Below are 13,728 nucleotides of genomic sequence, written 5' to 3' on the forward strand. Positions count from 1 at the left end.
AAATAGGCCCCGAAGGACCTATCATTATTGGTTTAATCAAAAGATACATACTCTTTTTGCAATTCAAGAACTTCTTCTGCTGTCGCACATTCTGTCAATGCACGGTGAGCATATTCTTGCATCTTAGCAGTATCAAGAGTCTTCATGAGGCTGCGTGTCCGAAGGACAGAAGTTGCACTCATAGAGAACTCATCCAAGCCCATACCCACAAGGAGTGGAACAGCTTGTTGGTCACCTGCCATCTCACCACACATACCAGCCCACTTACCTTCTGCGTGAGCAGCCTTGATAACGTTGTTAATCAAGCGAAGGATAGATGGGTTGTACGGCTGGTAGAGGTAGGAAACTTGCTCGTTCATACGGTCAGCTGCCATGGTGTACTGGATAAGGTCGTTTGTACCAATTGAGAAGAAATCAACTTCCTTAGCAAATTGGTCCGCAAGCATTGCTGCAGCAGGGATTTCAATCATGATACCCACTTGGATATCATCAGCCACCGCTACGCCTTCAGCCAAGAGCTTAGCTTTTTCTTCTTCCAAGATTGCTTTTGCTGCACGGAATTCCGTCAAGAGGGCAACCATTGGGAACATGATACGAAGTTTACCATGTACAGATGAGCGAAGAAGGGCACGCAACTGAGTACGGAACATTTGGTTACCAGTCTCAGAGATAGAGATACGAAGGGCGCGGAAACCAAGGAATGGGTTCATTTCATGTGGAAGGTCAAAGTAAGGAAGTTCCTTATCTCCACCGATGTCCATGGTACGAACCACTACTGGCTTACCGTTCATACCTTCAAGTACTGCCTTGTAAGCTTCATACTGCTCATCTTCTGTTGGGAAGTCTTGAGAATCCATGTAGAGGAACTCTGTACGGTAAAGACCAACCGCTTCAGCGCCATTATCGTTTACACCTTCAACGTCCTTCGGTGTACCGATGTTGGCTGCCAACTCAAAGTGCTTGCCATCAGCTGTTACTGTTTGAGCATCTTTCAAAAGCGCCCATTCAGCTTTTTGCTTCGCATAGGCTTCACCAGCTGCCTTGAATTCTGCGATTTGTTCTTCAGTAGGGTGGATAATCACATCACCTGTGATACCGTTAACAGCAAGGACATCACCATCTTTAACGATTTCCGTAATATTATTGGTACCAAGTACAGCAGCGATTTCAAGGGTGCGGGCCATGATAGCAGAGTGGCTAGTACGGCCGCCAATGTTGGTTACAAAGGCTTTTACATACTTCTTGTTCAATTGTGCTGTATCAGAAGGTGTCAAGTCATGAGCAATAACGATTGATTCTTCTGAGATGGTAGCAGGGTTTGGCAAACGAACGCCAAGCAAGTGTGCCAAGACACGTTTGGTTACGTCACGGATGTCTGCTGCACGTTCTTGCATGTAAGGGTTGTCTTCCATGCCTTCAAAAATAGCAATAAACATATCCGTTACTTCTGTCAAACCAGTTTCTGCATTGGCTTTCTTTGCACGAATTGTTTCTTTAATCTGACCGATCATTTCTGGGTCAGCAAGTACCATTAAGTGAGCATCAAATACGGCTGCTGCTTCCTCACCAAGGCTTGCTACTGCATTTTCACGGATAACAGAAAGCTCGTTCTGCGATGCTTCGAGAGCGGCATCCAAACGAGCTTCTTCTGCATTTGTATCTTCCACTGTCACAGTTTCAAATGACAAATCCGGCTGAACGAGTAGATATGCCTTAGCAACGGCAACACCATCAGATGCTGCAATTCCTTTAAGCATTTCTGTCATATCCTTACGCCAATCCTTCTTTTTCCATTGTTTCAGTGATTGCTGCGATTGCATCGTCAGCATCTGCACCTTCAGCAGTGATGGTTACATCAGCACCTTGACCAACACCAAGACTCATAACACCCATAATAGACTTAAGGTTTACTGATTTGTCCTTGTAGTTCAAAGTGATATCTGAAGCGAACTTGCTAGCTGTTTGCACAAGCAAAGTTGCTGGACGTGCGTGGATACCTGTTTCTGCCACAATGTGGAAATCTTTTGAAGCCATAGTTGGATTCTCCTTTGTTTTTTCAAAATTGCGGGTCATTTTTGATAACCCTTACATCCACGATTATATCATTTTTTGAAATCATTTTCAAGAATTTTTTGTATCTCTTTCAAAAATCCCTTTTATCTTTGACATTCAAATAAAGCCTAGGCTTGCGGCTCTAGGCTTTTAACAGAAAATCTGTTTTTCATCTTTTACAATTTTTCAAGAATTTTTCTTGCAAATTGACTGGTGGTTAGAGCTTCTACTCCCATACTTGTGGCAAAATCGCCGGTTACCTGGCCTGATTGGATAGTCTTCTCCAAAGCAGTAATAAGGGCTGCTGACACTTCCTGCCAACCGATATAGTCTAACATCATGCAAGCTGATAAAATCAAGGAACATGGGTTTGCCTTGTTCTGACCGGCAATATCAGGGGCAGTTCCGTGGGTCGCTTCAAAGACAGCATGGCCAGTTTGGTAGTTGATATTGGCCCCTGGGGCAATCCCAATCCCACCCACCTGAGCTGCTAGCGCATCGCTAGCATAGTCACCATTTAAATTGGTCAGAGCAACCACATCAAACTTCTCAGGAGCCAGCAAGATCTGCTGAAGAAAATTATCTGCGATAATATCGTTGATTTCCAAGCGGCCGTCATGTAGAGCATCCGCATATTCATGTTCAGCCAGTTCATAGCCCCACTTTCGGAAACCGCCTTCGGTGAATTTTTGAATATTCCCCTTGTGAACAAGGGTTACGCGTTTGAGATTTTTCTCCAAAGCGTAGTCAATTGCAGCCCGAATCAGGCGCTGGCTGCCTTCCTTGGAAATCGGCTTAATTCCTATGCTAGAGCTATGTGGAAAACGAATCTTTTTGACCTGCATGGTGTTTTCTAAAAAGTCAATGACCTGCTTGACCTCTCTTGTTCCCATCTCCCACTCAATGCCAGCATAAATATCCTCTGTATTTTCCCTGAAGATGGTCATATCTGTCTTTTCAGGCTCTTTTAAAGGACTGGGTACTCCTTTGAAATAACGAATAGGGCGTACACAGGCATACAGGTCAAGTTCCTGTCGCAGGGCCACATTGAGCGAACGATGTCCCTCACCAACTGGTGTTCCAAGAGGACCCTTGATGGCAACTAGATGGCTTTTGATGGTTTCTAATGTTTCCTTTGGCAGCGAAGTACCTGTTGTCGCATACGCTTTTTCACCCGCCAAAACTTCCTGCCATTTGATTCGACGCTTTCCTGCATACACTTTTTCAACCGCAGCATCGATTATGGTCTGAGTACTCTTCCATATATCCTGACCTACACCATCTCCTTCAATGTAAGGAATGATTGGCTCAGCTGGAACCTGCAATTGTCCATTTATCATCCTAATTTTTTCTGACATCACTTACCTCTTTCCTATCGGGATATATGTGAGATTGGTCAATCCTTTGTATTGAGAACGAGGACGAATCAACTTGTTGTTTTTCTTTTGCTCCTGCACATGGGCAATCCAGCCTGCCATTCGACTCATGGCGAAAATCAAGGTAAAGATGTCGCTGTCAATACCTAGGACATGATAGACTGTCGCAGAGTAAAAATCTACATTGGGTATCAAGCCTTTTTTATTGCGAATGAAGTCTTCAACTTCTTCTGAAAGTCTAAAGAAATCCGCATCTTCTCCTCCTTCTGTCAGATCTTTCGCCATTTCTTTCAGGTATTTTTCCCTAGGGTCAACCGTCTTGTAAACGCGGTGGCCAAAGCCCATAATTTTTTCCTTGGAATCAAGTTTCTGCTGCAAATAAGCCTCTGTATCTCCGCTTTCACGGATGGCTAAAAGCATATCGAAGACGCGCTCGTTTGCCCCACCATGAAGCGAACCCTTGAGGGTACCAATGGCCGTGGTCACACAGGAATAGAGGTCAGCCAAGGTTGAAGCTGTTACTCGCGCCGCAAAAGTTGAGGCATTCAGCTCATGATCTGCGTGTAGAACCAAAGCCCTGTTGAAGGCTTTAACTTCTAGCTCGCTCGGCTCTTGCCCCTTGAGCATATAAAGAAAATTGGCTGCAAATCCCAAATCTTCCCTAGGTTCAATCGGTGTTAATCCTTGGCGCAGTCGCGCAAAAGCCGCGATAATAGTCGGTACTTTAGCCATGATTTGGATAGATTGATCATAGAGTGCCTCCAGGGTGTTTTCTTCTGCATGAACATTGTAAACTCCCAAGAGTGATACGGTTGAACGCAAGACACTCATCGGATGTAGGTGTTTGCGTGATTGAATCAAAATACATTGCTCTACTGCATCCGAAATCGCATACTCTGAGCGCAAGCTTTTTTCAAAATGATTGAGTTCAACCTGAGTAGGCAAGTGTAAATTCCAGAGGAGATAGATAACCTCCTCAAAAGAAGCGTTGTTGTCCATCAACTCCGACATGTCGTAGCCTGCATAAGACAAGGCATCATTTTCGATTGCACAAATACGTGTATCACAAGCAATCGTATCTTTCAAACCCATTGCATCTAACATATTAAGTCTCCTAATTTCTTCCTAACAACCATTGGTAGGATTCCCCCGTTCTGATAGTAACGAATATCCGCATCTGCATCAAAGCGCAGAATCGCTTGGAACTCCTTGTTTCCAGTTTCAGAATAGGCTCTAACTGTGACCAACTGTCCCACTAGAGGATTGTGAGGGAGGTCAATGTCATAGGTTTCAAAACCTGTTAAACCAAGACTATCCGCCGTCTGCCCTTCCATAAACTGAAGCGGGAGAACCCCCATCATCACAAGATTGGAACGATGAATCCGCTCAAAGGATTCTGCCAGCACTGCTTTCACCCCCAAAAGATTTGCTCCTTTGGCAGCCCAGTCCCGGCTAGAGCCCATACCATAGTCTTTTCCTGCGATAACTAGGCTACCGATTCCAGCTTCTTTGTAGCGCATAGCTACCTCGTAGATAGGGAGGATATCACCTTTATAGTAGCTCCACCCCCCGATTTTACCATCTGCCAATTCATTTTTTATACGAATGTTGGCAAATGTTCCCCGCATCATTACCTCGTGATTGCCACGACGGCTACCATACGAATTGAAGTCCATGTAGTCAATCCCTTTGTCCATCAGGTATTGAGCAGCAGGACTAATCCGAGCAATGTTCCCTGCCGGAGAAATATGGTCGGTTGTCACCGAATCACCAAACTTAGCAAGAACCGCCAGCCCCTTCAATGGTTTAATTGCAGATTCTTCTTCTAGAGCATCAAAGTAGGGTGGATTTTGAATATAGGTGGATGCCTCATCCCAGGCGTAATTTTTCTCCTGTCCCGTTGCAATCTCATTCCAGGCCTCACTATCTGAGAAGACCTGCTTGTACTCTTCCTCGAAAAGATCGCGGGTTACAAATCGCTCGATGTAGGCGTCCACTTCTGCGCGGTCAGGCATAATGTCCGCTAGATAAACCGGCTGGCCATCCGTATCTTTACCAAGAGGTTGACTGGTCAAGTCAATATTGGTCGTACCAGCCAGCGCATAGGCTACCACCAAGGGTGGGCTGGCTAGAAAATTGGCCTTCACAAGCGGATTGATGCGTCCTTCAAAGTTTCGGTTGCCAGACAAGACCGCCGACACCAGCAAATCTTCTTTGCGAATGGCTTCTGCTACTTCTGGCAACAAATCTCCAGAGTTTCCTATGCAGGTGGTGCAACCATAGCCAACAAGGTTGAAACCTAGAGTATCCAGATAAGTCTGCAAACCTGAATTTCGCAGATAGCCTGTTACCACTTTAGAGCCTGGGGCAAGGGAGGTTTTCACCGTTTTGGTAACTGTCAACCCTCTCTCAACCGCTTTTTTAGCCAGCAGACCAGCCGCTAGCAAAACATACGGGTTTGAGGTGTTGGTGCAGGAAGTAATGGCAGCGATGGCTACATGACCTGTTTGAATGGTTTCTTCCCCTGTCGAAAAGGTCACCTGCGCTGTTTTTTGAAGTTCGTCGACTCCTAGCCCAAAACCGCGAACTCCCACTTCTCGAACCAGACTGGCTTGGAATTCATTTTTCGCTTGGGCCAGTTCAATCAAATCTTGCGGTCGCTTAGGACCTGATATAGATGGCCCAATGTCGGACAGATCAATCTCAACAACCTTCGTATAGGTCGGTATTCTATCCTTATCGTAATAGAGGTGATTGGCTTTTGCATAGGCCTCTGTCAAGGCAATCGTTTCATCCGAACGGTTGGTCAGGCGCATATATTCCAAGGTTTCCTGATCAATAGGAAAATAACCACAGGTCGCGCCATATTCCGGCGCCATATTCGATACCGTTGCTCGATCCGCCAAACTCAAGGACTCCAAACCTGAACCAAAAAATTCCACAAACTTACCGACAACATTTTCCTGACGCAAGACCTGAGTGACCTTGAGGGCTAAATCCGTTGCAGTAGCAACCTTGGGCAAACTCCCCGTCAGCCGAACACCGATAACTTCCGGTACCGGAAAATACGAAGCTTCTCCTAACATAGCCGCTTCAGCCTCGATTCCGCCGACACCCCAACCTAAGACGCCAATACCATTGATCATCGTAGTATGGCTATCTGTTCCAAACATAGAATCCGGATACAGCACTCCATCCTTTTCAATCACCACATCACTGAGAAACTCGATATTCACCTGATGAATAATCCCTGTCGCAGGCGGAACCGCTCGGTAATTCTCAAAAGATTGCTCCGCCCACTTAAGGAATTGATAGCGCTCCATATTGCGCTCAAATTCCAGTTCAATATTTTTGTTCAAGGCATCGCTGCTGCCGAAGTAGTCCACTTGAACGCTATGGTCAATTACCAGATCAACAGGAATTTCAGGGTTAATCAACTCTGGATTCCCACCGTATTTGACTACCGCATCTCTCATAGAAGCCAAGTCAACCACCACCGGAACTCCGGTGAAATCCTGTAAGATAACCCGGCTAGGTTTAAAGGGAACCTCACCGAGAGGAGACTGTGCTTGATAAGAAATTAGATTTAAAATGTGAGATTTAGTAACATCAACACCATCTTCTTTCCGGATTAAACTTTCAAGCAAAATCCGAATCGTGTAGGGAAGTGTATAAATAGAAACTCCCTCATCTTGGCAAGCTCTGGCAATATCAAAATAGGCATATTCTTTATTTAAAAGACGCAGTTGGTTTTTGTATTGATTTCCCATTCAGTCCACCTCTATCGTTTTTGCTAATATTATACAGCGCTTTGTATAATAAAACAATCCACTCCTGACTCTTTGTGTTATATTTTATAACATTGTTTTATTTGTTTTTCAGACACAACAATAAGACCGCATTAGCCCTACAAAAAAAACAAGTTGAACAAAACCGCATGACATCAAGGTTTTATACTACATATGGTGTTTAACGTCCCATTCAGACACAATATTTAGTCTTTAAAAGTTGACTTTTCTGTCCTTTCATTGTATTCTATACTGGTGATTAAATTTAAGGAGAAAACTATGGTAACCGTTTACTCAAAAAACAACTGTGTCCAATGCAAAATGACCAAGCGTTTCTTAGAACAACACAATGTTGCCTTTAAAGAAATCAACCTTGACGAAGAACCAGAATATATCCAACACGTTAAAGACCTTGGATTTTCAGCTGCTCCAGTTATCGAAACTGGAACCGAAACCTTCTCAGGTTTCCAACCAGCCAAATTAAAAAACCTTGTATCATAAGGTTTTCGTCTACTAGAAACCATCTGGGTCTGTACCCACCTTATTACGATAGAAAGATACAGTTAATATGAGTTTGAAAGAATTAGGAGATGTGTCTTATTTCCGTCTTAACAATGAGATCAACCGCCCTGTTAATGGACAGATTCCACTCCATAAGGATCAAGAAGCCCTCAAGGCCTTCTTTAAGGAAAATGTTGTTCCAAATACAAAGCAGTTTGAGAGCATTACAGAAAAAATCGCCTACTTATTAGAAGAAAACTACCTTGAAAAAGAATTCTTAGAACAATACAGCCCAGCCTTTATCGAAAAATTGGCTCACTTTTTGAAGGAGCAAAATTTCCAATTTAAGTCTTTCATGGCTGCCTACAAGTTCTACAATCAGTACGCTTTGAAAACCAACGATGGTGCCTACTACTTGGAAAGCATGGAAGACCGTGTTCTTTTCAACGCCTTATACTTTGCTGAAGGCAATGAGGACTTGGCTATGGATTTGGCGAACGAAATGATTCATCTTCGTTACCAGCCTGCAACTCCAAGCTTCCTCAATGCCGGCCGTGCTCGTCGCGGTGAGTTGGTATCTTGCTTCCTCATCCAAGTAACAGACGATATGAACTCAATTGGCCGTTCCATCAACTCTGCTCTGCAATTGTCCCGTATCGGTGGTGGGGTTGGCATTTCCCTCAGCAACTTGCGAGAAGCCGGCGCACCAATCAAGGGCTACGAAGGAGCAGCTTCTGGTGTGGTTCCTGTTATGAAACTTTTCGAGGACAGCTTCTCCTACTCCAACCAATTGGGGCAACGTCAAGGGGCTGGGGTTGTTTACCTCGATGTCTTCCACCCAGACATCATCGCCTTTCTTTCTACTAAGAAGGAAAATGCCGACGAGAAAGTGCGTGTAAAAACCCTATCACTGGGTATTACGATTCCTGATAAATTCTACGAGTTGGCGCGTAAAAATGAAGATATGTATCTCTTTAGCCCTTACTCTATCGAATTGGAGTACGGTGTGCCATTCAGCTATCTGGACATCACTGAAAAGTATGATGAATTGGTAGCCAATCCAAATATTCGCAAGACAAAAATCAAAGCTCGCGACTTGGAAACCGAGATTTCGAAGCTCCAGCAGGAATCCGGCTACCCATATGTTATCAATATCGACACAGCAAACCGAAGCAACCCAGTTGACGGCAAAATCATCATGTCCAACCTCTGTTCTGAGATTCTTCAAGTTCAAACTCCGAGCGAACTCAATGATTCACAAGAATACTTGACTCTGGGAACAGACGTGTCTTGTAACCTTGGTTCGACCAACATTGTCAACCTCATGAAATCACCTGATTTTGGCCGCTCTGTCCGTGCTATGACACGCGCTTTGACCTTTGTCACTGATCACTCCCACATTTCTGCTGTTCCTTCTATCGAAAACGGCAACAGCCAAGCCCATTCTATCGGACTTGGAGCCATGGGGCTCCATAGCTATCTGGCTCAAAATCTTATCGATTACGGTTCAAAAGATGCAGTAGAATTTACCAATATCTACTTTATGCTCCTCAACTACTGGACCTTGGTTGAGTCCAACAATATCGCCCGCGAGCGCAAGGCTACCTTCCATAATTTTGATAAATCGAAGTACGCAGACGGAACCTACTTTGACAAGTATGTAACTGGTGATTACCAACCAAAATCTGCTCGAGTAAAAGAACTCTTTGAAGGAATCTTTATTCCAAGCGGTCAAGATTGGGCTGACCTCCGTAGAAAGGTTCAGGCAGACGGCCTCTACCATCAAAACCGTCTGGCCGTTGCACCAAACGGATCTATCAGCTACATCAACGACGTATCTGCTTCCATCCACCCGATTACCCAACGGATTGAAGAACGTCAGGAAAAGAAAATCGGTAAAATCTACTATCCTGCTGCAGGTTTGGCAACAGAAACCATTCCTTTCTACAAATCCGCCTATGATATGGATATGCGCAAGGTCATCGATGTCTATGCTGCTGCAACGGAACACGTTGACCAAGGCCTATCATTGACCCTCTTTATGCGTAGCGACATTCCAAAAGGCATCTATGAATGGAAGAAAGAGAACAAGCAAACCACGCGCGACCTCTCTATCCTTCGCAACTATGCCTTTAACAAGGGAATCAAGTCCATCTACTACATCCGTACCTTTACCGATGACGGCGAAGAAGTCGGTGCAAACCAATGTGAAAGTTGTGTGATCTAAGATGTAAGGGCGTTAAAAGGACACAGCAAAAATAGGAAATACCATAGAGATGTCTTGCATCTCGTAGGGATTTATCTTTTTTGCCAAGTCCTTAGCCCGAACTCAATTCCAACGTAGCAAGTTTAGCTGTTGATAAATCAACTAGCTAAACTACGCTAACCGCTAATGGCGGATTAGCTAGCTACCTTACTAACTTCGAAACTGAAGATGCAATTTCTTCAGTTTCTGCGTGTCGTACAACACTACCGTTCATTGATGCTAAGGCATTTAATGAATGAACGGTACTGACTATATATCAGTACCTAAGTGGCTTACGACCTATCCAGAGAACGTCCTTGGGGCGTTTTTTAGAAGAAAATATGATACAATAATGTAGATAGTTCGAGAAAGAAGAAAGAGAAAAACATGGAAACCTACTACAAAGCCATAAACTGGAACGCCATCGAAGATGTTATTGACAAGTCAACCTGGGAAAAGTTGACCGAGCAATTTTGGCTCGATACGCGCATTCCTTTGTCAAATGACTTGGATGACTGGCGTAAATTGACTGCTGAAGAAAAAGACCTCGTTGGCAAGGTCTTCGGTGGGCTAACTCTCCTAGATACCCTACAATCTGAAACAGGGGTTCAAGCTCTGCGCAACGATGTTCGCACACCGCACGAAGAAGCTGTATACAACAACATCCAATTCATGGAGTCTGTCCACGCTAAATCCTATTCTTCTATTTTCTCAACCTTGAATACCAAGTCTGAAATTGAGGAAATTTTCGACTGGACGAATAGCAATGAGTACTTGCAGAAGAAGGCAAAGATTATCAATGAAATCTATGAAACAGGAACACCACTTGAAAAGAAAGTGGCTAGCGTTTTCCTAGAAACCTTCCTCTTCTACTCTGGTTTCTTTACTCCACTCTACTACCTTGGAAATAACAAGCTGGCCAACGTCGCTGAAATTATCAAGCTGATTATCCGCGACGAATCTGTCCACGGTACCTACATCGGCTACAAGTTCCAGCTGGGCTTCAATGAGTTGCCGGAAGAAGAACAAGATAAACTCCGCGACTGGATGTACGACCTCCTCTATCAACTCTATGAAAACGAAGAGGGCTATACGGAGTCTCTCTATGACGGAGTTGGTTGGACAGAGGAAGTGAAAACCTTCCTACGCTACAATGCCAACAAAGCCCTGATGAACCTCGGACAAGACCCACTCTTTCCAGACTCAGCAGACGATGTTAACCCTATCGTTATGAACGGTATCTCAACTGGCACATCTAACCATGACTTCTTCTCACAAGTCGGCAATGGTTACCTGCTTGGCGAAGTGGAAGCCATGCAAGATGAAGATTACTTGTACGGATTATAAGATTAAAAGCAGATTTCAATTTGGAATCTGCTTTTTTGCTTAGGACAGGAAAATGACCAACAAGTAGGCAATCAGATTATTGACTGCATGTAAGGCCATAGGATAACGAATGTCCCTTCTGCTAACATAGAGCCAGGCCAGAATAGCTCCTAGAGCAAAATAAATCAAGAACTGCGGCAAGGTAGATGGGCCATGAACCGCACTGAAGAGTGTGCCTGAAGTTGTAATATAGAAATAGACTGTTTTTCTATTAGCCATCCGCGGGAAGAAATAGGTCGCTAAAAATCCGCGAAACAAAAGTTCTTCCAGTATAGGTGCAAAGATAACCACTGCTAAAAAGGCATGGAAAGGAAAGTCCTTGATAAGAGCAACGACCGTCTGTTGGTTATTACTTTCAGATATAGGAACCAACAGCTGAAAAATAAAGAAAGCTACATAAGTTAGAAGTGGTAAACTGATTTTCGTCAACCAGCTATCTGCCAGCCCAAACTGAACTTTTTTGCGAGGAAAAAGCACTTTCCAAAGAAGAATGGTCAATCCAATCAACAAAACAAACCCAATGATAGAGGATATTAAGGCGGCCTGCTCCAAAAGTTCAACAGGGAACCCTTCTGTTACTGAAATGCTTGTAACCGCAATTGGACTCAGCAAAAAGCCCAGAGCAATTTGAAACGCCAGAAAATATAGGAGCAACAAGCCACCATTTTTTAAATACTTCATATCTCAAATCCTTTCTATATCTTTTTTATATTAGAAGCATGATTATCGCACCCAAAAGGTTATTGAGAAAATGAAGTCCGATAGCATATTCCAACTTACCGCTCATGCGATACACTATCCCTAAAACCAAGCCCATACCACCGTAGATAACCCAACTGCCAAGATCAGTGGGAACATGAATCAAGCCAAATAAAATACTGCTCACTACCAAACCTAGCCAGGATTTTTCTCCAAAAACCTTCCCCATGATATAACCACGCAAGACTAGCTCTTCGATAACAGGAGCAACAAAAACAGTTATAAGAAAAAGAACAATTGGAGATAGGGGCAGAGAATCAAGCACTTCCTGATTGAGCGTGTTCCCTTCCAAGCCATATTGAATAAATAGCAGAACCCCTCCTATCATCTTGACTAGATAGGTGGCTAGAAACCCTAGCCCCAGATATTTAGCTGCTTCTCCTCCTCTTAATGAGCCTTTGGGAGCCAATAAGTTAACTTTTTTAGCTATCCAAATCCCGGCAATAGTAAGAGCAGGTAGCACGAGGCAAGCCAGAAGAGTTTTCAGCAGACTGCTTCCTCCGACCATAAATGGCAATAAGATAAGTTGCTCTACCAGCAAAATCCCCACAGCCTGTAAAAAATAAATAACGGCTTGTTTCTTCTTACTCTGTTTTTCGACCTGAATCATAAGTATCTCCTTATTTTTTTGTTTGATTATACTATTTAAAATATTTTCTCACCATCTGAATATTCATGATGTTGATGTAACTATGTAGGAAGGCAACGATAAGGTAACCAACAATTTGTGGTTCCTGAAGTATGAATGACAGGAAGAACAAAGCAAGATACAAGCCCGGCAAAATAATTTGATTGAGGGAGAAGACAATTTGGAAACTCATCTCATAGTTAGCCTGCTTCTCCCCTTCATCCATGGCTTCGGCAAAATCCTTCATTTCTTTAACAGTAGCAAAGGCAGATAATTTGTACTGACGAATTTTTTGGGTCAATTTCAAGATTAGCGGCTGAGCAATGAAAAGCAGTAGGAAGAAGACCAAATCAATTATCGAAAAGAATAGGAATGAGTCCATATCAGATAAGTTGATTTGAATCCCTAACCCTATGTTCAACAGAGTTAGTGACACAGCGACATTGAAAAAGATGGTTGCATATTCTAAACTACGATACATTTTTTTATACAAATCATCGACGACATCATCCTCTTCCTCATCGGATTTTTCGTAAGCTCCATACAAGCGATTGGCTGTCAGTCCAAAATAGATAGCAACCGCAAAGGCGATGAGATTACCAATACGAGTAACGAGCAACAAGCTCTCTGTACTCATAAACTCTGGCAACCCATTTTTATAATGTGCCATCCCAAAAAATCCCACCAGTCCCCCAAGAATGGCTCCGGCCAACATGTATAAAGAGAACCTAACCCATCTTTGCGTTGTCGAAAGTTGTTTCCCTTGTTTCATTCTTCCACCTCCACCAACTGAAAAACATTCTCCAGCTGTTCTTTAAAAATTTGCGCAATCCGCATAGCGATAACTACTGAGGGCGTGTATTCCCCCCGCTCAATCAGGCTAATGGTCTGCCGAGACACTTCTGCCAACTTGGCTAACTCTGTCTGATTGAGCCCATCTCGCGCTCGCAATTCTTTGAGGCGATTCTTTAAGATATATTCCATCATCTGCTC

The 13,728-nt window shown here is 43.7% G+C and carries 12 protein-coding genes; 3 read left to right on the forward strand and 9 right to left on the reverse strand.

Annotated features, from left to right (window positions below; genetic code table 11):
• Positions 1-32: 32 nt before the first annotated feature.
• From ptsP to acnA, 5 genes are all read right to left on the reverse strand, one after another.
• Positions 33-1,766, reverse strand: a complete 1,734-nt coding sequence (gene ptsP / locus INT76_RS02685) for a phosphoenolpyruvate--protein phosphotransferase (protein WP_212571915.1) — start codon at positions 1,764-1,766, stop codon at positions 33-35.
• Between the two features lie 4 nt (positions 1,767-1,770).
• Positions 1,771-2,034, reverse strand: coding sequence for a phosphocarrier protein HPr (locus INT76_RS02690; RefSeq protein ID WP_212571917.1), 264 nt, complete (start codon positions 2,032-2,034; stop codon positions 1,771-1,773).
• 194 nt (positions 2,035-2,228) lie between these two features.
• Positions 2,229-3,410, reverse strand: coding sequence for an NADP-dependent isocitrate dehydrogenase (icd, locus tag INT76_RS02695; RefSeq protein ID WP_212571919.1), 1,182 nt, complete (start codon positions 3,408-3,410; stop codon positions 2,229-2,231).
• Between the two features lie 3 nt (positions 3,411-3,413).
• Positions 3,414-4,532, reverse strand: a complete 1,119-nt coding sequence (locus tag INT76_RS02700) for a citrate synthase (protein WP_212571921.1) — start codon at positions 4,530-4,532, stop codon at positions 3,414-3,416.
• Positions 4,526-7,198, reverse strand: coding sequence for an aconitate hydratase AcnA (gene acnA, locus INT76_RS02705; protein ID WP_212571924.1), 2,673 nt, complete (start codon positions 7,196-7,198; stop codon positions 4,526-4,528). The genes INT76_RS02700 and acnA overlap by 7 nt, the downstream gene beginning before the upstream one ends.
• A gap of 297 nt (positions 7,199-7,495) precedes the next feature.
• Between acnA and nrdH the strand changes: the two genes are divergently transcribed.
• From nrdH to nrdF, 3 genes are all read left to right on the forward strand, one after another.
• Entirely contained in the window at positions 7,496-7,717 is a 222-nt protein-coding gene (nrdH, locus tag INT76_RS02710) for a glutaredoxin-like protein NrdH (RefSeq protein ID WP_212571926.1), read from the forward strand.
• A gap of 67 nt (positions 7,718-7,784) precedes the next feature.
• Positions 7,785-9,944, forward strand: coding sequence for a class 1b ribonucleoside-diphosphate reductase subunit alpha (gene nrdE / locus INT76_RS02715; RefSeq protein ID WP_212571928.1), 2,160 nt, complete (start codon positions 7,785-7,787; stop codon positions 9,942-9,944).
• A 405-nt stretch (positions 9,945-10,349) separates the two neighbouring features.
• The gene (nrdF, locus tag INT76_RS02720; RefSeq protein WP_212571930.1) at positions 10,350-11,309 is read left to right on the forward strand and encodes a class 1b ribonucleoside-diphosphate reductase subunit beta; all 960 of its coding nucleotides are present in this window, start codon (positions 10,350-10,352) and stop codon (positions 11,307-11,309) included.
• Between the two features lie 39 nt (positions 11,310-11,348).
• On the opposite strand, the gene INT76_RS02725 is transcribed toward nrdF, so the two are convergent.
• Genes INT76_RS02725 through INT76_RS02740 form a run of 4 tightly spaced genes read right to left on the reverse strand, consistent with a single transcriptional unit; the run spans position 11,349 to position 13,719 of the window.
• The gene (locus INT76_RS02725) at positions 11,349-12,029 is read right to left on the reverse strand and encodes a CPBP family intramembrane glutamic endopeptidase (protein ID WP_212571932.1); all 681 of its coding nucleotides are present in this window, start codon (positions 12,027-12,029) and stop codon (positions 11,349-11,351) included.
• Positions 12,030-12,054: 25 nt separating this feature from the next.
• Positions 12,055-12,717 carry a CPBP family intramembrane glutamic endopeptidase gene (locus INT76_RS02730; protein ID WP_212571934.1) on the reverse strand — a complete coding sequence of 221 codons (663 nt, stop codon included), beginning with the start codon at positions 12,715-12,717 and terminating at the stop codon, positions 12,055-12,057.
• Between the two features lie 31 nt (positions 12,718-12,748).
• On the reverse strand, positions 12,749-13,507 hold the full coding sequence (locus INT76_RS02735; protein WP_212571936.1) for a DUF3169 family protein: 759 nt from the start codon (positions 13,505-13,507) through the stop codon (positions 12,749-12,751).
• A complete protein-coding gene (locus tag INT76_RS02740) occupies positions 13,504-13,719 on the reverse strand; it encodes a helix-turn-helix transcriptional regulator (protein ID WP_212572999.1) in 216 nt (71 codons plus the stop codon). Before INT76_RS02740 ends, INT76_RS02735 begins: the two co-directional genes overlap by 4 nt.
• Between the last annotated feature and the right edge of the window lie 9 nt (positions 13,720-13,728).

Source organism: Streptococcus oriscaviae, assembly GCF_018137985.1.
Taxonomy (GTDB): domain Bacteria; phylum Bacillota; class Bacilli; order Lactobacillales; family Streptococcaceae; genus Streptococcus; species Streptococcus oriscaviae.